The organism is Occallatibacter gabretensis, assembly GCF_001449115.1.
Taxonomy (GTDB): Bacteria; Acidobacteriota; Terriglobia; order Terriglobales; family Acidobacteriaceae; genus Telmatobacter; species Telmatobacter gabretensis.
Window position 1 is genome coordinate 1 of the sequence record NZ_LAIJ01000009.1, and the last position, 20,272, is coordinate 20,272.

Annotated in this window: 17 protein-coding genes and 4 tRNA genes; 8 read left to right on the forward strand and 13 right to left on the reverse strand. The window is 57.0% G+C overall.

What is annotated here, in order from left to right:
- Positions 1-156 precede the first annotated feature (156 nt).
- From VO84_RS06460 to VO84_RS06485, 6 genes are all read right to left on the reverse strand, one after another.
- Entirely contained in the window at positions 157-468 is a 312-nt protein-coding gene (locus VO84_RS06460; protein WP_058186633.1) for a hypothetical protein, read from the reverse strand.
- A 48-nt stretch (positions 469-516) separates the two neighbouring features.
- Positions 517-591 (reverse strand) — tRNA-Gly (locus VO84_RS06465).
- A 97-nt stretch (positions 592-688) separates the two neighbouring features.
- Positions 689-764: transfer RNA gene (locus VO84_RS06470), tRNA-Thr, on the reverse strand.
- An 11-nt stretch (positions 765-775) separates the two neighbouring features.
- Complete coding sequence (locus VO84_RS06475) at positions 776-1,057, reverse strand: hypothetical protein (protein ID WP_058186635.1); 282 nt, start codon at positions 1,055-1,057, stop codon at positions 776-778.
- A 21-nt stretch (positions 1,058-1,078) separates the two neighbouring features.
- Positions 1,079-1,165: transfer RNA gene (locus VO84_RS06480), tRNA-Tyr, on the reverse strand.
- Between the two features lie 221 nt (positions 1,166-1,386).
- A tRNA-Thr gene (locus tag VO84_RS06485) sits at positions 1,387-1,462 on the reverse strand.
- 477 nt (positions 1,463-1,939) lie between these two features.
- On the opposite strand from VO84_RS06485, the gene VO84_RS06490 reads away from it, so the two are divergent.
- The 4 genes from VO84_RS06490 (at position 1,940) to VO84_RS06505 (ending at position 4,518) form a co-directional block, all read left to right on the forward strand.
- Positions 1,940-2,929: a CsgG/HfaB family protein gene (locus tag VO84_RS06490; protein WP_157439761.1), complete on the forward strand. Its 990-nt coding sequence runs from the start codon at positions 1,940-1,942 to the stop codon at positions 2,927-2,929.
- A gap of 226 nt (positions 2,930-3,155) precedes the next feature.
- Positions 3,156-3,641, forward strand: coding sequence for an RNA polymerase sigma factor (locus VO84_RS06495; RefSeq protein ID WP_058186639.1), 486 nt, complete (start codon positions 3,156-3,158; stop codon positions 3,639-3,641).
- On the forward strand, positions 3,638-4,231 hold the full coding sequence (locus VO84_RS06500; protein WP_058186641.1) for a hypothetical protein: 594 nt from the start codon (positions 3,638-3,640) through the stop codon (positions 4,229-4,231). The genes VO84_RS06495 and VO84_RS06500 overlap by 4 nt, the downstream gene beginning before the upstream one ends.
- Before the next feature lie 77 nt (positions 4,232-4,308).
- Positions 4,309-4,518 (forward strand): hypothetical protein, encoded by a 210-nt coding sequence (locus tag VO84_RS06505; RefSeq protein WP_058186643.1) that lies wholly within the window; start codon positions 4,309-4,311, stop codon positions 4,516-4,518.
- Between the two features lie 60 nt (positions 4,519-4,578).
- On the opposite strand, the gene VO84_RS06510 is transcribed toward VO84_RS06505, so the two are convergent.
- Complete coding sequence (locus tag VO84_RS06510; protein ID WP_058186645.1) at positions 4,579-6,336, reverse strand: serine/threonine protein kinase; 1,758 nt, start codon at positions 6,334-6,336, stop codon at positions 4,579-4,581.
- 194 nt (positions 6,337-6,530) lie between these two features.
- On the reverse strand, positions 6,531-8,300 hold the full coding sequence (locus VO84_RS06515; protein ID WP_058186647.1) for a M20/M25/M40 family metallo-hydrolase: 1,770 nt from the start codon (positions 8,298-8,300) through the stop codon (positions 6,531-6,533).
- Between the two features lie 156 nt (positions 8,301-8,456).
- Between VO84_RS06515 and VO84_RS22425 the strand changes: the two genes are divergently transcribed.
- The gene (locus tag VO84_RS22425) at positions 8,457-8,651 is read left to right on the forward strand and encodes a hypothetical protein (RefSeq protein WP_157439762.1); all 195 of its coding nucleotides are present in this window, start codon (positions 8,457-8,459) and stop codon (positions 8,649-8,651) included.
- 98 nt (positions 8,652-8,749) lie between these two features.
- Here the strand turns inward: VO84_RS22425 and VO84_RS06520 are convergent, their stop codons facing one another.
- Positions 8,750-9,124, reverse strand: coding sequence for a DUF6632 domain-containing protein (locus VO84_RS06520; protein WP_058186649.1), 375 nt, complete (start codon positions 9,122-9,124; stop codon positions 8,750-8,752).
- 149 nt (positions 9,125-9,273) lie between these two features.
- On the opposite strand from VO84_RS06520, the gene VO84_RS06525 reads away from it, so the two are divergent.
- A complete protein-coding gene (locus tag VO84_RS06525) occupies positions 9,274-9,666 on the forward strand; it encodes a DUF6632 domain-containing protein (RefSeq protein WP_058186651.1) in 393 nt (130 codons plus the stop codon).
- 69 nt (positions 9,667-9,735) lie between these two features.
- On the opposite strand, the gene VO84_RS06530 is transcribed toward VO84_RS06525, so the two are convergent.
- A complete protein-coding gene (locus VO84_RS06530) occupies positions 9,736-10,365 on the reverse strand; it encodes a hypothetical protein (RefSeq protein ID WP_231737811.1) in 630 nt (209 codons plus the stop codon).
- Positions 10,366-10,639: 274 nt separating this feature from the next.
- Between VO84_RS06530 and VO84_RS06535 the strand changes: the two genes are divergently transcribed.
- Complete coding sequence (locus VO84_RS06535) at positions 10,640-11,884, forward strand: YXWGXW repeat-containing protein (RefSeq protein ID WP_058186653.1); 1,245 nt, start codon at positions 10,640-10,642, stop codon at positions 11,882-11,884.
- Positions 11,885-12,229: 345 nt separating this feature from the next.
- Here the strand turns inward: VO84_RS06535 and VO84_RS06540 are convergent, their stop codons facing one another.
- A complete protein-coding gene (locus VO84_RS06540; protein WP_231737812.1) occupies positions 12,230-15,589 on the reverse strand; it encodes an alpha-mannosidase in 3,360 nt (1,119 codons plus the stop codon).
- A gap of 107 nt (positions 15,590-15,696) precedes the next feature.
- On the opposite strand from VO84_RS06540, the gene VO84_RS06545 reads away from it, so the two are divergent.
- Positions 15,697-17,118, forward strand: a complete 1,422-nt coding sequence (locus VO84_RS06545) for an MFS transporter (protein ID WP_058186656.1) — start codon at positions 15,697-15,699, stop codon at positions 17,116-17,118.
- 254 nt (positions 17,119-17,372) lie between these two features.
- On the opposite strand, the gene VO84_RS06550 is transcribed toward VO84_RS06545, so the two are convergent.
- Both VO84_RS06550 and VO84_RS06555 read right to left on the reverse strand, forming a co-directional pair.
- On the reverse strand, positions 17,373-18,728 hold the full coding sequence (locus tag VO84_RS06550) for a hypothetical protein (RefSeq protein ID WP_058186658.1): 1,356 nt from the start codon (positions 18,726-18,728) through the stop codon (positions 17,373-17,375).
- A gap of 212 nt (positions 18,729-18,940) precedes the next feature.
- The gene (locus VO84_RS06555) at positions 18,941-20,272 is read right to left on the reverse strand and encodes a metallophosphoesterase family protein (RefSeq protein WP_058186660.1); all 1,332 of its coding nucleotides are present in this window, start codon (positions 20,270-20,272) and stop codon (positions 18,941-18,943) included.

Sequence of the window (20,272 nt, forward strand, 5' to 3'; positions counted from 1 at the left end):
CGTCTTGCCATGATCAATATGACCAATCGTTCCCACGTTCACATGAGGCTTCGAACGATCAAACTTTTCCTTCGCCATTACCCTGTCCGTTCCTTCCGTTTAACTTTCAAATTTAGCTACCGGCTTTTAACCGTCAGCTCTTAAATCTCATCCGGCTCATGCGTAATACGCGTAAGCCTTGAAATACTTCTGCCGCAGATCTCCCGGCACCTTTTCCACCAACCGAAGATACCGCTCGCGCGTCAATCCCTGGTCGCTCACCGGCAGCGCGTTGTAGAGCGCCGGAGCATCTTTACCCAGCCAGCCCCGATTCAGCACTTCTTCAAAACTGCGAATCGAGAACTTCGACTTCGCCGCGCGGCTCAGAAGAACGTCCACATCTCGCGCATCGAACGCCGCATCCAGTAGCGAATGCAGCTTCGCGTAAGTCTTTTCGTCCTGTACCGCGATCGTCGCCTGCTCGAACATTTTTTCCGAACCCTCGTACAGCTTTTAAAACCCCGAGCTTTTAAAACCTGGAGCGGGAGACGGGACTCGAACCCGCGACCAACAGCTTGGAAGGCTGTGACTCTACCACTGAGTTACTCCCGCAAAAACAGTTCTCAGTGGATCGTTGTCAGTGATTCGATTTCATGCCCAGCCTCAGCAATCTAACCACGAACCACTATCCACTGATCACTTGCATTTCTGGAGCTGATGACCGGGATTGAACCGGTGACCTCTCCCTTACCAAGGGAGTGCTCTACCATCTGAGCTACATCAGCCCTACTAAAACCTACTTGCTACTGCCCCGCCGTACCCGATCCGCCTGCATGGCGATATATGTCCGAAAGGCAAACGTTCCCAAAATAAAGACCGGAATCCATCGAATCCCAATCTGCCTTCCAAACACCGCCACCGTACCGCCGCCAATCGTCCACCACGCCAGCACAGCCAGAACCGTGTACAGCAAAAGCGCCAACCAGTATTTCCGGTCTAATTCAGCACCGGCACTATGAAAACGCGCCCACCTGCGCTTTTGGGCAAGATAAATCGAAGTCTCCCACCACCAGCGCATCGTCCAACCCTCAACAAATCATGGTGCACAGGGGAGGATTCGAACCTCCGTAACTCGTTGAGTGGCAGATTTACAGTCTGCTGCCATTAACCGCTCGGCCACCTGTGCATCTGTCACCCTGCCGGTCAAAAATCAACCGTCAGGGGCCTGACCTTCCTGCTCTTACGCCTCAAACCCGGCTTTCCGCGCACCAGCGTTCCACCGGAGCCATTCCGGCTTGTCGCTGCATGGCCGTCAGTGGGATCACCGCTTCAGGACAGGCCCGGCGCCTGAAACCTCACACGCCGGTTTAATCTTCCTTGCCGTTCAGCTCCGAAATACCCCTAGAGTGGAGCTGGCGAAGGGATTTGAACCCCCGACCCTCTGATTACAAATCAGATGCTCTACCAGCTGAGCTACGCCAGCCCTACCAGACGGTCTTCACTGCTTCTCCAACCGCCCAAACCACTCCGGAAAAACTGCTCCGGAAACCTTGAAATCCGCGGACACACTGCCTCTCCGCGCACATCACGGCACAGAAATCAAGGTTAGCATAGCGCGCTCAACGGAGCAACATGTCGCATGGCAGAAAAACACCCTCGCAGAGTCCTACGGATTTATCTTGACAGACCGCCAAAATACAGCGGAACCTGCTTGTGCTGGAATCTTGCGCAATCAGGCGTTTTCTGGGGATTCTTCATACTTACCGCGCCATTTTTCCAGCCCATTTCGGCGCCTGTTCCGCCGTACGCTGCGCAAACCGTAGCCGTGGCCTCTGATGACCGCCGAAAATTAACGCTGCAGCCTCGCGGAACACCATACCCTGAGGCCATCTTGTCCTCCGAAATTTCTCCGTTTCAAAGTTTCTCCGTTGACAAAGTTTCTCTGTTTAAAGGAAGAGCCATGACGAAAACCCTGAAGTTTCTCTCTCCATTCTCTGCCGTCCTTCTACTCATAGCGGCATCCATCCCCGCATCCGCGCAACGCAAGCCACGCATCGCCGTCCTCGACTTCGATTACGGCACCGTCCGCAGCTACGTTCAAGCTTACTTCGGTACAGACGTCGACCTCGGCAAAGGCATCACGCAGATGCTCGTCACCAATCTCGTCAAAGACGGCAGTTACACCATGATTGATCGTGCGGCCATGGACAAGATCCTCGCCGAGCAGAACTTCTCCAACTCCAATCGCGCCGATCCCTCCAGCGCCGCCAAAATCGGCAAGCTCCTCGGCGTCGACGCCATCATCGTCGGCACCATCACCGAATTCGGCAATGAGACCAAGAACCAGGGTCTCGCCGGCGGCGGCGGCAGCGGCTGGACCGGAGCCCTCGCCGGCATCCATCACTCCAAATCCAGCACCAACGTCGGCCTCAACGCGCGCATCATCAATGTCGATACCGGCGAAATCATGGGCGTAGCCGAAGGCACTGGCACATCTTCACGCTCCAGCACCGGCCTCGGCGGTGGTGGCGGCAACTGGAACGGCCACGGCGGCGGAGCCGTCGACTTCGGCTCCAGCAACTTCCAGAACACCATCATCGGCGAAGCCACCAAGGCTGCCGTCGAGAAGCTCACCACAGACGTCATTGCCGACGCGCCCAAGGTCTCCGTGCGCAGCATTTCCGTCGAAGGCGTCGTCGCCGCCGTTGACAGCGGCCAGATCATCCTCAACATCGGCAAGAAATCCGGCGTTAAAGTCGGAGATCAGTTCACCGTCCTGCGCGTCACCAAGGAGATTAAAGACCCCTCCACCGGCGCTGTCCTCCGCAAGCTCACCACTAACGTCGGCGTTATCAAAGCCACCGATGTGGATGACATCTCTGCCGTCTGCAGCCCCGTCTCCGGCACAGACTTCAAGGTCGGCGACACCATCAAGACCGTCATGCAGTAAAAACAGAGATAAAGGGACAAAGAAAAAGCCGCGGATCGAAGCCTGTGCACTCAGGCCGGATTCGCGGCTTTCTTGTGGATTCAGCTTCTCAGGCCGCCATCTGATCTTCATGTAGATGTAGTCGAGGTGGCGGGAAATCTTCAGAAACTATGGATGAACTTTGTTTGTAAGATCTCGTCGGGATGAGCGACTGCATTGTAAGGAAGAAAGCTGAATTTGGAGCGGCATGGTTGAGCTGGAGAAGATCATCAAAGTCCATGCCCCGATGGTGCACCGCATTGCGACCGTTTACGAACGCTATCCGGACAGAGTCGACGACCTGGTACAGGATGTTTGGATCGCTATATGGCAAGCCCTGCCGCGTTTGCATGATCAAACGATGCTGAAAAGTTATATTGCGCGCATTACGCAGAATATCTGCGTCACGCATGTGCGGCGTGCCCTCGTGCGGCAGACGCACCCACTGACCGACACTTTGCCAGATCCGGCTCCCCCTCTTGATGAAGCAGCGGCCCATGCGGTACAGCTGGCTCGTCTGATTGAAGCGGTGCGAAGTTTGCCGGAAAATCTCAAGGCAGTGGCGAGTCTCTATTTAGAGGACATGACGATCAAGGAGATTGCCCTTGCGTTGCAGATTAGTGAAAGCAACGTCTCTGTGCGACTGCACCGCGCAAAGGCCGCCATAAGGCTTAGTTTTGGAGAACCTTCATGACTTCCATGCCCCCAAACGATCCGCTCGTCTCTCTCTGGCAAACCGCTCCAAGGCCCGACACACAACACCTTGTACAGGATTTGCAGCGGCTGAACCGGCTGCATCAGCGGCACAACCGGAGTGTGCTGACGATCGTGTGCGGCATTGCCGTACTGCTTGTTTTTGAGGAGGCGACAGGACGACTCGCGTCGCATGGGATTCTGAGCGGGATTTGGATTGCCGGGGTTGTAGCCGGCCTTATTTGGCAAAGGCGGGCTCGATGCAACCAGCTGGATGCGTTGACTTTGGATACAGTCAGACTGTTGAAGGCCATGATTGCGCGCGCAAAGAGGGATCTGTTTGAGGCGCGATGCCTGTATGCGGGAGTACCTCTTGGCGCTGCAGTGGGCTTCGCAGTGTCAAGCTTCGTAGGCATTCGTGCATCGGAGTCAGGCATAGCAGCGCATCCGCATCTTGAAATAGCGCAGACGGGGGCCGGGGTCGCCGCATTGATCGCCATGATAGCGGCCGGTGCCATCCTCGCACGTTCAAGGAGAATTCAGGTTCGGGAGCTTAGCGAAAAGCTGAAAGCGATTGAGACCGAACTGTAAGATTTGCGGCGATGGTGCGACTGGAGTACTGACGCGTGTCCACAATGACAATACGATCCGCTTCTTCAGGGGGAACCATGCTGAACAAATCGACTCAAAATATCGTCTTTGCTCTGTTTGCCAGTGCCGCTCTCGTCGGGCTGGCCTTCTATCAACGCTATGGAAGCCCGATTCACATATCGGAAGCCACGTTTTTCATCTTCGCCGCCCTCATCTGCGTATCGCCAGTGGTCTATCGCGTACTTCGCTGCAGGAGCTGCGGGAACAAGACGTCGAACGTCGGCTGAAGGCTGATTTCGTAACAATCCGCAATTTGGGAAGCAGTGGGTACTGAAGCAGATATGTCTTTAGTGCCCCAGGAACGCCTCCAGCTTCGCAACTTCCCTCTCAGCCTGTGCGATGTATTCATTCGCCGTGCTCAGATCCCTCGCATTCAGCGACTGCCGCGCCTCGGCCAGATTACTATCCATCCGGCTCATCGAGGACACAATATCCGTGCGCAGATCTAGCCCCTGCGCCTGCTGCTGCGTGCGCAACGCCTGCACTCCGCCTCGCGCCGCATCCGCCCGCGCGGAAAGATTCATCAGCTTGTCTTTCACTTCGCGAATCTGCTCAGGTGAAGGCACAGCCGGTGCAGGCGGAGCATTCGCGGACTGCGGCACATACGGCTGACGGACCGCCGGCGCATTAGTCCGTTGTCCAGATGAAGCAGAACCAGCCGAACCAGAACCGGCTTGGCCTGAACCAGCTGCTCCATTCGCAGCTGGTCTGGGAGCAGCCGGATTGGCATTCGCCGCAGGCGCGCCCGCAGCCAGCGATGACCCAACCGATCCACTCGCCGGTTGCACTGGAGTCGCCGACGCCATCTCGGCGGAAGATGGGGTAGAAGCCGGCGGAGTTGCCGGGGCTGGCGTAGCTTCCGGCTGCGCCGGGTTTGTGGCTGGCGCGGAGCTACGCTTCGCCATCAGCATCGGATAGAACCGCGGCCCAAGCGTGGCCACTGCCGCAATCGCCAGCACCGCCGCAATCGCGCCCAGCGTAATCCACAATCCCCGATTGCCCTTGCTCTTTTGCGCCGCTGGAACCACCTGCGGAACCGGAGTAAATTTCGGGGCCTCATTCGGCTGCGGCGCTGACGCCGTTGAAGGTACAGGCACGGGACCAGGCACACCAGAAGCCGCTACTGCCGCCAAAGGCACAGCCCCCGCAACCGCTGTCGCAGACGCTGCAGCCATCGCCGGCGCAGCCACTGCTGGAGCGGAGACCGGAGTAGGAGCCGCAGCCTGCGGCTCGCGCACCGAACGCAGCGCATTCCGGAACGCATCCGCGCTCTGAAACCGCGCCGCCGGGTCCTTTGCCATCGCCGTCAACACGATCTCGTTCAGCGCCACCGGCAGGCTAGGATTCACCTCGATCAGCGGCACAGGATTCTCATTGATCTGCGCATTCAAAACCGTGTACGAGCTCTCCGAGACAAACGGCTTCTTACCTGTAAACAACTCATACAGCGTCACGCCAAACGAGTAAATATCGCTCCGCGCATCAATCGGGCCGCCCTGCACCTGCTCCGGCGACATGTAGTACACCGAGCCCATCGTCGTCCCCGGCCGCGTCAGCTGCACGTCTTCGGTGCCCTTCGCAATCCCGAAATCCATCAGCTTCGCCACGCCATGCGAAGTAATCATGATGTTCGCCGGCTTGATGTCCCTGTGCGTCACCCCGTGGCTGTGCGCATAGCTCAGACCAGCCAGTGTCTGCGAAGCATAATCCAGCATCTGTTCCAGCGGAATCGGTCCCGGCGAAGCCAGCTTTTCCAGAGTCGCGCCCTCCACATACTCCATCACCATCACAAAGTGGTTCTGGTATTGGAAGGCCGTCCTCAGCTGCGCGATATTCGGATGCTCCAGCGTGCCCAGCGTGCGAATCTCCGCCAGAAAACGCGCCGCCAGTTCAGGCTGTGCCGCAAAGTCCGGAAGAAGAACTTTCATCGCCTCTTCACGGTTAGAAATCACATTGCGGACTTTGAAGACGCGGCCCATGCCGCCCGCGCCAATGGGCGCAATAATCTCATAGTCGCCAATTCGCTGATTTGCATCCGATGCCATGGGACCTCCGGAGAAGATTGTTGACCGAATATGGGTGGTGAAACTCGGCAGGGGCCCGTTACAGATCGCCGCAAGTTTATCCCACCGCAACTCCCTAAGCCCACAAAATTCGGAGAGTTCCTTCAAACACTTAGGCCGCAAATCCATCGGATTTGCGGCCTATGCTCCAATAACCAACCACTAGCCACTAACAACTACTTCGGAAACACATCCAGCGGCTCTCTCGCCTTCTGCTCCTCCGCCGGATTCGGCAGCGGCTTGCGCGGCAGCATCTGGTCCCTCTGCGCCGCGTTGTAGAGGAAGATCGCCTCCACCGTCGCAATCTGCTTTAGATCCGCCGGCTGCAGCCGCTCATACGTGTCCTGGTTCGAGTGATGCGTCCGCGTCTCGTAATCCAGCTCATCCTGAATGTACTGGAAACCCGGAATCCCCACCGCGTCAAAGCTCAGGTGATCCGTTCCGCCGGTGTTCTGGTTCGTAATCGTCGTCACGCCCAGGTCCTTCAGCGGCTCAATCCACTGCGCAAAGATCGGCGCAATTGCGCTGTTTCCCTGCGTATAAATTCCGCGAATCTTGCCCGAGCCGTTATCCACATTGAAGTAAGCAGAGATCAGTTTCTGCTCCGGCTTCAACTCCAGCGGCCCAGTCGCGCGCCGCATGAAGTCCGGCAACTGCCGCTGGTCCGGCGCATCCGAAAGCTTCGCCGAGCCATAATGCTGCACGCAGTATCCGCGCGAGCCAAACAATCCTTCTTCCTCGCCCGTCCACAGCGCAATGCGAATCGTCCGCCGCGGCTTCACTCCCAGCGCCTTCAGGATCCGCACCGCCTCCATCGCCACAATCGTGCCCGCGCCGTTATCCGTCGCGCCCGTGCCCGCAATCCAGCTGTCCAGGTGTCCGCCCACCATCACTACCTGGTCCTTCAGCGCAGGATCAGTCCCCGGAATCTCCGCCACCGTATCGAACCCATGCTCATGCTCGCCGGTAAACTTCGTCAGCACGTTAATCTCCACGCTCACCGGAGCCTTGGCCTGCGTCAGCCGGTACAGCCGCCCATAGCTCTCAATCGCCGCTACCACCACCGGCACGGTCACCTTCGTATCCGCGTGATATGGCGTCCGTCCCAGCGTCGCGCCGTTGTCGTCAAAGAACGTTCCGCCCGATCCTCCGCCATTCGAAGCATCGCGGCTCGGCTCAATCACCGCCGCCACCTTCTCGTCCGTAAAGAACTTCACAATCTTGTCGATCAGTTGCAGCCTGGCCATCCGTTCCCGCAGCCGCGCCTGCATATCTGGCGGCAATCCGCCACCACCGCCCGCGCTCACCGGAAACTCCGCAATCTCCTCCAGTTCCTTCTCCGTGTAGCGAGAAAACAGCGCCTTATCCACCGGGGGAACCTCGCGCATCGCGCCAAACAGAACTACCTTGCCCGCGAGCTGGCCCTTGTACTTGTCGAAATCCGCTTCGCTCTGGATGCTCACAAACACCACATCGCCCGTCACCGGCCCTGAAGTCGAAGGCGACCACGGCGTAGCCTGCACAATCAGCACCGCCGTATCCGGCGTCGTCATCCGCGCCCACGTATTCAGCTGCTGCCAGCCCAGTCCGAACTCGCCCCAGTCCTCCAGATGCGCATTCTCCAGGCCAATCTTCGTCAGCGTATCCCGTGTCCACTCATTTGCTTTCTTCGCATTTGGCGAACCCGTCAGTCGCGGCCCAATCCCATCCATCAGCGCCGTCCCAAACTCCATCACATGCGAGTGGTTCAGCCCCTCGTTGCGAATCCGCTGATACATCGCCAGGTCCAGCTTTTCCATCGCCGGCTGAACTTCGGCATACGGATCGGTAGCAGCGGGCGCAGCCGCAGCCTTCGGCTTATCAGCTCCATACACAAACGGCGCACACACCGTCACTGCCACGCCCAACACAGCCGCGGCCGGAATACGAAAATGCTTCACTGGCATGGGAAATCAAACTCCAGAATGTCTAAGAATTATCGTGCAAGATACTTGCGGTGAATTGTAAAGGCCCAGCCCACCTTCCGAGTAAACCTGCTGGCGCCTGACCACGTCTGAAGTTATAAGGAAATTGCCGCGCTGGCAAATTGTGAAGGAGATGACATGAAAGCTCTTGATCCTCGTAGGCTACGCATGGTTCTGTATTTCTTTCTTGTGGCACTGTTTGTGGCCGCATTGTTCGTGGCAACTCATCTGAAGGCCGGCATGGCAGCTGTGTTGCCATGCGTCTTAGGGGCGGCCCTCTTTTTACTTTTAGGACTCCGCGCTGCCTATCATCTGACCTCCGATTCCAACTGAGATACTACCGGATGCCTCTGAAGGCTACGGGCTTTAGCCCGTACATCCATGCAGCGGAAGAGTCGAGAGGCTTTAGCCTCTGAGCCCGGGAACTCCGACTACGCAGCTTTTTCCGCTTGTCGCATGAGTACACCCAGCAGGATAGCTACGATGAACAGTGCAGACACATCCCCAATCAGGTGGCCTTTTTCCATGGGGTCCCTGAAAGCCTGCACAGCCATAATGCCCCCATGCACCACGCTGGACCACACAGTAAACCAGATGAGGCTTCTATTGGCTTGTGGATTGCGCGAAGCCAGCAGCAGAAACACCCCAAGTGTGGCGTAAACGCCAATGATCATATGCAGGTAGTGAGAATGGCCATGCCCCCAAATCCAGCCGGAAGGCCATACGGTACCCAGCACATAGATACCGAAAACGAAAATCAGCCCGACGACAATTAAGGCAATCCGAAGCAAGCGATCAGCATTCATGCTGTTCTCCCTTCTGGCTAGCTATCTTACCCCTGTTTCGCTTGGCCGGTAACTATGAAAAATGTGCGCAACTTCGGCGCTTCCACCAGGGTCGTTCAGCGTCTTCCCCGAAAATCTGGCAAAATCAACTTTCAGCAAAAGAGGTCAGCATGAAACGCGAACGCATCTTGCAAATCTTCCTGGTAGCGATCGGACTTTTGTTTACTGCCTTCGTCTACTTCCTCTACACCGATCTGTGGCAAGCCAAGTGGCTCGTAAAAACGCACAATGAAACCGATCCCATGTTCCTGAGTTTCTTCATCGTACTCGGCCCGTTTCTGCTCCTGGCAGCCAGAAACCCCTCGGCACATCGCTCCCTGATCGTATTCACCGCATGGTGGAATCTCGGCCACGCCGCCGTAATGACCATCGAAACCATCCAGTCCTGGAATCGCGGAATCCACCGTGACTTCAAAGACGTAATCATCTTCGCCGTCATTGGATTGGTTCTACTGGCGCTCTTACCCCCTCGCAGCGGTCAGGGCACAGCCGTCGCGCATTGATCGCGCATAAAAACAAAGGCCGCGAACCCCACCGGGCTCGCGGCTTCTTTCGTCCTTAGTCACTCGTCCCTAGTTCCCTTTATCCATCCCAGCCGGCAGATCCAGCGCCACCATCGCAAACACTGTCTTGCCGTCTTCCTTCTTGTCCTGCACGCTCACAATGTGCTGGTGCCGCTTCGATCCCGCCTTCAGCTCAATCCCTTCATGAATGTTGAAATGCGTCCCTTTGTTCTTGTCATCATCGTCATTCACATTTACATTCACGCCCTTGTTGCTGTCGTCCGCGCAGCTCAGCCCCTCGGCCGTCACTATGGGAGTACCCACCGGCTGCTTGTTCTTGCAGGTCAGCACGTCGCCATACCGGCCCAGCGCCTTCTTGTAAAACTCAGCAACCTTGTCCCCATCGTCCGGCGTTCCGTAGCTCACGGCGCGAATCCGCAGCTGCCACTCACCAAAGCCCATATGCACATCGGCCGACTTGTGCTTTTCGTCATTCGCCACCAGCGTCGCGCCCGGATACAGCGGCAGTCCCAGGTCTGAGGCCGTCGTCTGGTCGGTATTCACATGGATGCCCCCAAACGGCGTATCCACCTGAACCTTCTTCTCTTCGCCATTCGCTCCCTTGTCCACATTGATCCGGCATCCAGCCAGCACCACCGCAGCCAAACCCGCCGCAATCCAGAATCCACGCATTCCCATCGCACGCTCTCCTCTTCCATCGCAGAATACGCTTCGCATCCAGCTCCGGTTCCCTCAAGATAACTCCCCGCGCCAACGAATTCCTTACGACTTTGCTTCACGAGCCGGGTTACGATCCTCAGGAAAGGCATATTCCATATACCCAGCCTTCCGAGTCTGCACCAGCACTCGTCCAAATCAACCAGGCTCCCGGCTCTTTAAATCGTTCTATCCATAGACAGACCGTTGCCGGTTTGTAAGTTAATCAGCAACCCGTAGGAAAGGAAACTACTTCATGCATTTCTTTCTCTCTGCTTCAAGAAAATTGCCTTCCACACGCTGGCTTCTGTTAGCAGCCGCTGTCATCGTGGCCACCGCTCAACACGTAAGCGCTCAAGCCCCCGGCACCGTCGTCAATGGGCCTTTTGTCTGGGACGGTCAACAGTGGCATCCAGTCCCGCCTCCTGCGCCACCGCCGCCATCACCCGATCAAGTCGCAATCTACGCCGACGATCCCCCGCCCCCGCTGCCCGTCTATGACCAGCCGCCCTGCCCTCAGCCGAACCTCCTTTGGACGCCCGGCTACTGGAACTTCGGCCTTCTCGGCTACTACTGGGTTCCCGGAGCATGGGTTCCAGCTCCTTACGTCGGCGCGCTCTGGACTCCCGGTTACTGGGGCTGGGCTGGCGGCCGGTACGGCTTCCATGATGGCTACTGGGGACCGCACATCGGCTTCTACGGCGGCGTCAATTATGGCGGCGGCTTCATGGGCATCGGCTTTGCCGGCGGCGCGTGGAATGGCAGCGTCTTCGCCTACAACACCGCAGTTGTCCGCGTGAACACCACGGTCATCACCAACGTCTACGTCAACCGAACCATTGTCGAACAGACCACCATCATCAACAACAACCACCTGGCCTTCAACGGCGGACCCAACGGCATCCAGCATCAGCCCACGTCCGACGAGCAAACGGCCATGCACGAGACGCACCAGGCGCCTACATCCTTCCAGCAGCAGCACATCGCCGCCGCCAAAGCCGACACCAGCAACCTGGTCAAGAACAACGGCGGCCGTCCAACCAAACTCGCCGACACCAGGCCGCTGCAATCAGAAAACCGTCCCGCCCCCGCCGGCTTCAAGCTCCCGCCACAGAGGCCCGTCACGGAGCTGGCCAAGGTACAGGCCCCGCCTGCCGCCATAGCCGCCGCAAAGACAGCAACCACAAAGACAACCGCTGTAGCTGCCGTCAAACCGGAAGCCAAGCCCGCCGCCCCCGCACCGACCCCCAAAATGGCAGCCAAGCCCGAAGCCAAGCCAGCAACGGAGCCCGCTCCAAAGATGGCGCCCAAGCCAGCAACTGGGCCTGCTCCCAAGCCCGCAGCTAAACCGGAAACCCGGCCCGCAACAGAGCCTGCTCCAAAGGTAGCGCCCCGCCCCGCAACCCCGGCAGAGAAGGAACCCGCAGCCAAGCCGGCTCCAAAGGAAAAGAGCAAACCCAAACCGCAGGAAAAGAAGCCCGAAGAAAAGAAACCCGAATAGCAACCCTGCATGAAACAAAAACAAGGGCCGCCGCGAACTCAATCGCAGCGGCCCTTCTTTACTCGAACCACTAAGAACTAGCCACAAGCCACCACTCAGTGCCCGTGCTCTTTGTATCCATCTTCCTTTGAACTGGTCGCAAACAGAATCATCACAATAAACACCACAGCAATCACCGGAACCACAAAAAACGGCGAAGTAATAAAGCTCATCTTCCCCTCCAATCACAGCCTACCAGAACAGATAAGCCACTTCCGCCACAACATTCGGCTGCCCCACTCATGCGCGGATTTTCGCGCATGGGTGGAACAGCACTCCTGACCGTTCTCTCACTATCGAGCCAGGCTAATAATCAACGCGTACCGTCAAAATCTCATACGGCTTGATCACAGCCTTCACCACATCCCCCGCAACCGTCAGCGCCTTACCCTCCGGCGCCTCCATCAGGTTCGTCACCGTGGCAGCCTTGGCCCCCTTCGGCACATGGAACTCCACCGTAGAAGACTTCCCCGCCCACTCATACACGCGGAATATAAGCCCATTCGCATCCTCAGCCTTCTTCACCGCCGTCAGCACCACATTCTCCGGCGTTACAGAAGCAAACGAGTGCTCCGCCGGCAGCGGACCCGCATGAGCAGTCGTCACCACAGCCTCCAGCGGATAGTCATACTCCCACCCATGCCGAACCGTCAGCGCATCCTTCCACGTCCCCGCATGAGGATAGATCGCATAGTGGAAGTGATGATGCCCCATATCGGCATCCGGGTCAGGCCACTTCGGCGAGCGCAGCAGCGTAATCCGCAACTGGTTCCCCACCGCGTCATACGCATACTTGTCCTGGTTCAGAATCGAAAGCCCATGCTTTCCATCCCCCAGATCAGCCCACCGCATCGCCGGAACCTCAAACTGCGCCTTCTCCCAGCTATTCGTCCGCAAAGTCGTCCGGTCAATCGATCCATAAGGAATCTCATAAGTAGCAAACTCACTCGTAGCCTGCACCGGGAACGAAGCCTTCAGCAAAACATGCGCCTCATGCCAGTCGATGTCGTTCTCAACATCAACCTGATCACCCTCAAGCCGGATAGTCTGCACAAACTTGGAGCTCTGCCAGTGACGAGTCACGCGGATTGTCTGGTCGTGATCAGGCCCAGAGTAGTAGGTGATCTTATCCACTTTTTCAATCACTGCTGGAGGTTGGTCCAAAGTCCCTGGATCGACGTTCCATGCGTCGTATTCTTTCGGCGTGTCCTTGAAGAACTGCAACTGATTACCGCAACCGCCAGGAGCTATTGATTCGACTCCGGACTTCACATCCACAAGGCTCGTGATACAACCACTTGAGTTATCTACCTTGAGACGAATCTTGCCATTTTCAAGCGTGTATGAATGGTTGTTCGGCTTGAAATCATCATCATGCATCAATATCGTATCGTCGAGTGTATGGCAAGCCATTTCGTTACAGCCCGGTGTGATTCGCAACGTCTTGTACCCAAACGCTGGTACGTCGGCGACATGAATCGCAAAGTTCCCTGAATCCGTTCCGCCAACTTCAAGCAGCTTGTAGCTGATGAAATGAGCCCCAGTGCTCGCATCATCCACCGTAAAGCCCTTCGGATAGCCCGAAATGTGAGCAACTACTGTTCCTGAGCGTTTCCACCCAAGCGGGTTGAAGACCACTAATGCCTGCTGATTCGATGTTTTACCGGATGTGTTGATCTGTTCAGCGACTGTGGTGAGCGAACCAACAGCAATCGCATCCGTCGACAACCGCACATAGTCATAATCCTTCTGCGCATCCTTATAGATCACCCCAATCCCCGACCCCGCAGCCAGATCATGGAACTGGTTAAACAGCACCTTCTTCCAATCCTCAGTCAGCTCATTCCCCGGATACTCTTTCCCATCCAGCCACGCCAGCGAAGCCCACTTCTCCGCATTCAGGACTTCCTCTTCCGAAGTCCGCATATTGTGCTTATGCATAGCCTGCGAAGTCATCACGCCGCGATGGTACTCAAAGTAAAGCTCGCTCTTCCACGTAGGAATCGAGACCTTACCCTCCACCTCTTTGGGCGCCACATACCCATGCGCAATGTTCTGGTAATTCCACACCGGACTCATCGGCGCAATCTTCTGCTCCACATCCGAAAAGAAGCTCTGCGCCAGCCCAAACGGCATCTGCGGCACCACATGCGGAGGCATCGCCGGACTCGACCAATGCACGCCCTGATCCAGAATCGCCCGCGTAGGCCCACCGCCATGATCGCCCACGCCATACAGGTCCATCATGTTCGTCAGCCCCGGCGAACGCTCCCGCGCCTGCTTCAAATCCGCAGCCAGCCGCACCGGGCTCAGGTTGCCATTCGCATAATCATGCGGAAAATAGCTCAACACCTTCGACCCATCCGGCGACTCCCACCAGAACAGCTTGAACGGCAACTGATTCGTGTCATTCCAAGTCATCTTCTGCGTCACAAAATAGTCAATGCCGCTCTTCTTATAGATCTGCGGCAACTGCCATGTATACCCAAACGAATCCGGATTCCACCCAATCCGCACATCCACGCCATACGCCTGCTTGTACCAGCGCTTGCCCACCAGAAGCTGCCGCACCAGGCTCTCGCCATCCGGCATATTCAGATCAGGCTCAACCCACATCCCGCCCACAATCTCCCAGCGCCCTTCCTGAATGCGCTGCTTGATCTCCGCATTCATATCCGGATACTTCTGCGCCATCCAGTCGTTATAAGCCGCTGCCGATTGCGTGTACGTGTACTGCGGATACTCATACATAAGCTGCAGCGCCGTACCAAACGTCCGCTTCACCACATCCACAGTCTCAGTCCACGGCCACAACCACGCCGCATCAATATGCGAGTTCCCCGTCAAATGAAACTTCGCCGTCTCCATCAGTGGCAGCAGCGCCTCAAGCTTCGCATGAGAAGCCTTCAAACTCGCATCAAACTTCGCCTGGTCCTTCGCATCCAGCGCCGTCAAATCAACCGTAGTGATCGCATCATTGAGAATCTGCAGCTTCGCGGCGTCCTTAGGCGCAAGCGAAGGCACCAGCAGCGCGCCAACAAGAAATTCTTCGCGCAAATCCTCCGGATTAGGCCGCCCATCGGCGTAGTTGATCTCAAGCGTCGCATTCTGAAAGTTCTTCTGGTCCACGGTATGCTGCAGCTTCACCGCCACCGTCACCTTCTCACCCGGCTTGGCCTTATCAATGAGCACAATCGGCTCCAGATCGTCGCCCAGCGCCACCCGCCGCCCATTGAAGTAGATAATCTCCGGCATCGGCCCATTGGCATACGCATTGAACTGGAACCAGATGCGCGCCCCCGTCAGGTCATACCCATTCAGCGTCTCCGGAACCGTATACGTCTGCCGAAACCACACCGCCTCATTCGGCGCCTTGGAATTATGCGCAATCGGCTTCCAGTCGCCCTCATTCAGATCCACAGCCTCGCCATGCGCCAGATCGCCCGAATGCATCTTCCAATCCCCATCCGGCAGCTCCCGCAGCATCGTAAGCCGCGCAATCACATTCTTCGACTGCTCCGGCAAATTCCCCGCCACGCGGTTCACCTCCGCCGCCACCCGTGCAGCCTCCACAACGGTCTGCGCAACAGCATGAACAGCAGACAAGCAAACAACCATGAGGAACGCAAACGACACCCTGCGAACTGACTGATTCCAAAGACGCATGAAAACATCCTTTCCCCGGTCATAGTAAGGCATTAGGCGTCATGTAGCGTTAACCGCGTTTCTCGCACTGAAAAAACGATAGCCGTCTCACCTGCATCTCACCTCCGATGAGCGAGGTCATCCGTACCCACATTCCCGCCCGCCTTGACCGCCTTCCCTTCTCGCGCTGGCATTGGTTCATCGTCACCGGCCTGGGCATCACCTGGGTCCTCGATGGCCTTGAAGTCACACTCGCCGGAACCATCGGCGGCGTCATCAAATCCAGCCTCCACATGTCTGACTCCCAGGTCGGCGACTCCGCCACCTTTTATCTCATCGGCGCAGTCCTCGGCGCGCTCTTCTTCGGCTGGCTCACAGACCGTCTCGGCCGCAAAAAGCTTTTCATGGTCACGCTCGCCGTGTACCTGCTCGCCACCGCGGCCACGGCCTTCTCCTGGAACTTCGCCAGCTATGGGTTCTTCCGTTTCTTCACCGGCTTCGGCATCGGCGGCGAGTACGCCGCCATCAACTCCGCCATCGACGAGCTCATCCCCGCGCGGGTTCGCGGCCGCGCCGATCTCATCATCAACTCCACCTACTGGCTCGGCGCAGCCGTCGGATCGGGCGCCACCATCTTCCTTCTCAACGGAGCCGTCGCCAATCTCAATATGGCCTGGCGCTACGCCTTCGGTTCCGGCGCGCTCCTCGGAGTCATCATTCTCGTCCTGCGAAAGTGGGTGCCGGAAAGCCCGCGCTGGCTCGTCATTCACGGGCACAACGACGAGGCCGAAAAAATCGTCTGCGAAGTCGAAGACCACGTTGCCAAAATCACGGGCGAACGTCTCCCCACACCCACAGAAGACCCAGTAGAGATCCACACCCGCACCCACACCACGCTCGCCGAAATCTGGCATTCCATGATGGGAGAGAACCGCTCGCGCAGCCTGCTCGGCCTCACTCTCATGGCCGCACAGGCATTCTTTTACAACGCCATCTTCTTCACCTACGCGCTCGTGCTCGAAAAGTTCTACAACATACCGCCCATCAAAGCCGGCTACTACATTCTTCCCTTCGCTCTTGGCAACGTGCTCGGCCCCGTCCTCATCGGCCATCTCTTTGACACCATCGGCCGCAAGAAGATGATCTCTCTCACCTACGCGCTCAGCGGCATCCTGCTCGCCATCACCGGCTGGCTCTTCGCCGCCAATCTGCTCACCGCCGTCACGCAAACCATCTGCTGGACGGTCATCTTCTTCATCGCCTCCACCGCCGCCAGCTCCGCTTACCTTACCGTCAGCGAAGTCTTCCCACTCGAAGTCCGCGCCATGGCCATCAGCATCTTCTACGCCATCGGCACACTCATCGGCGGAGCAGGCGCACCCGCTCTCTTCGGTGCACTCATTGAGAGCAACTCCAGAATCCACCTCGTCTGGGGCTACTTCGCCGCAGCCATCTTCATGGTCGTAGCCGCCATCACCGAAGCCATCCTCGGCGTAGCAGCCGAAGGCCAGTCCCTTGAAAGCATCAGCAAGCCGCTTTCATCGAAATGATGGCCACACAGGAAATCAGGCCGCGTCTGGTGAATCGGCTCTGGTCTGCTTCGTAACAGGGCACGACTTCAGTCGTGCCGCAAATGGCAGAAAAATGATTTGGGCTTTAGCCCCTGTAGGATGTCTTTGTAGCGTTAAGCGGAAAAGCATTCGCTAGATACCACTTTGCCCATCGCAGAGTGAAAGCCCGCCGACACCAGGACGGCACACACAAACGCTCGCGACGAAATAAGATAGGCACCCGACAAGCCGATCTATTTCGCGTCCTTAATTCGCAATTCATCTGGAAGCCGCAGAGCAGCGGCCGCAGGATCGTCTTTAAAGGTAAATATCAGATAATCATCGTCCGCACTGGCATCTTTTGGTTCGTAGGAAACGCTCGAAATTGTCCAGCCGAGAGCAAGTTGTTGCTCGAAAGGATTGGGGCGCCCTCCCACCGTCCAGTTTTCGAACTCTTTCACCGTCAATCTGCCTGCCATGAGCTCTTGGAGAGCCCGTCCTGAAATTCTGACCGTCATGGATTGCTTTCCTATCGACATACTAGTGGGAAGATACCGCCCTCGCGCTTGTGCAGAAAACATGCCTTGTTCGTGCCAAGATCGTGCCTCGTACCCGCTCAGATAGGGAGCCGGAAGGATATCTCGTAAATGCATAAGACAACTCAGGTCGAGATTCTTCTGAGATTTCTGTTCAAAGACGTAGAGATGCCAGATACGCGGATTCTTTGAAGAGTCCCGTGAGCCTGTCATCGCACGTTTCACGGAGAAGACGGCGACAAAATCGATTGTGCTTTCATCGGCTAGAAATGTCTCGATGACCTGCTGGCCGGAGAATGTATTGTTAACTCGGTCCACCCGGTAGATATCGTTAAACAACTGGCAGCCTGCATCTCCAAGAAAAACTCCGCGATGAGCACCATTGGAAACATTCTGTAACTGGTCCGACTTTGATTTTAGGACCTGGTAAAGTGGGTTCTCACGAAGGTCATAAGCTAAGGACGGCATTGTGCAGAATGTGTTTGACTGAGGATGCACATAGTCACGCCAACTGATCGTAACTTTGATGTCTTTGCCTGCCCAATGTAACGGATGGTCGGTGCTCCTGTTCTTAAGCCACGCTGCCAAGGCAAGGCGTAGCTGTGGATCCATCTGGAAAGACTTCGTAATCAATCTTCGCCGGTCGAACCGAGTTCTTCCAAATTCATCGCGGACATACCCACTGCGCTCTTGAAAAGTGTAGTGAAGATGGGCAGAGGAACCCGTTAGAATTTCGTCGCAAGTCCGATTGATAATTTTTGCCGCTCGGCGCATAAAGGCCTGACCAGAGAGAAGGGCATCCGAAATGGCGGCAACATCAACCGAGACTGGGGCACTGGACAGAAGATCGGGTGAATAAATATCAGGAGTTCTATTTCCCATCGGGCGATCGATTTCGAGCCGCGCAACTTTGGTCAGCGCCCAACTAAGGGCAAGTTCGAACTCCGCGGGTATAGCTTGATCAGCGCTAACGTTTTCCAAACGCTTCAGCAAATCGGTCGCTTTACTCCGAACAAGCCAAGGTCCAAGCTCATTGAGCATTTGCTGTAGTTGTCGTCGTCCGAAGATCGGCATCGTTCGTGAGACACACCTTTTGGGTCGCACTACTCATTGTAGGGGGAACTGATCTTCCGCTCCGAGTTCGACGACTTTCCGCCTTCACAGTATCTCCGCCGGGTGCGCCAGTCCTTCCGTGATAGCTAAAAAGGTTCCCCCTTCGCAATTTCTCGCAAAGGGGGAACTTGTACTGAAGCAACGTCAAGCCCGGCGTGGCCGGGACGATCCGGTTAGTACCTGTTAGCTGGACCGTGGCAGGTGCCGACGCCCTTGTCGCTGAAAGTAGCCGGACCGGTTGGCTGTGCAGGATCCTTCAACGCCGATTCATAATCCCACGCGTAGCCGTTCTCATTCAGCGTCAGTCCCATCACGCCCCAGAATTGCCCGGTTCCCGCCTCGAGATTCTCTGCATTGAACTTCGGGTTGCCGGTAGGATCAGCGGTTGTCGTGTCACTTGTGACGATTGGATCGAGTGTCTCGCCACCGGTGCCCACGACGAATTCCCGAATGCCCCTCTTCGGATCGGATTTCCCGGAGGGATCAAGCGGGCGGTAGCGGCCATAGAGGTGGTCATGTCCGTTCAGGACCAGGTCGGCTCCATGCTCATACAGTAGCTGCCAGAAGGCCACAGCGGTTGGTCCCTCGGGTACGGCGATGCCGTTGGTAGGACTGAACACGGGCTGGTGCCAGTAGGCAAGTGTGCAGGCGGAGTGATTCTCCTCAAGGTCCTTTTTCAGCCATTCAAGTTCCGCGGCAAACCATGAGCCTGAGCTCGAACATCCGCCTGGCTGCGTCTCGCACTCAATATTGAGCGAGATAAGATGCCACGCGCCCATATTGTAGGAGTACCAGCCATTTCCGACGCCCACTGGGCCGCCTGACGCGTTGGTTCCAAGTCCGCCCGTTTGCGCAAAGTGCCCCGCCTGTCCATCCGAATATGGAACGGGCTGGGTGAATGTTCCGGCGGTATCAGGGTTGCCGGAGATGGTCGCAGTCATCGGGGTTCCATCGGTATTGTGCTGCACTCCATTGAAGTAGGAGAAGTAGCCGTAGCCGGCAACGCCTACCGCGCCGTGCTCGGTATAAAACTCGTGGTTTCCGGGCGCGGGCCGCGTGATCATTTTGAAAGCGCCATAAGTCGTCTCGTACGAGTTCTCAAAGTCCGAGTATTGTCCCACTTGGTATTGCTCATCTCCAAGGAGCGCGACGCGATCAGGTTTCATATTCTCGATCTGCTGCGCGGTAGCTGCCTGGGATGCCAACAGGCTCTGAGCGGAGTCTCCGGCGCAGTTTTCACCCGCCTTTTCACCACTGGGTTCCGTCTCGCCCGGCTGGCAGGCAACATCGCCAACAACCGCCAGCACTGGCGATTTCTGCAGTGTGTTGTACGGCCAGGGATTGTCGTTCGGAACCCAATTGTCGAAGGACCAGCCCTTGAGGTTCCACCATGGATTGTCATTGGGCCTTTGATTTTGTGCGCTTGCCCCCGTTGCAAATGTCAGCACCGCGCCCGCCGCGCCCATGAGCATTGCCGCGCGGAAGCCGTCCTTGATCGTATGCAT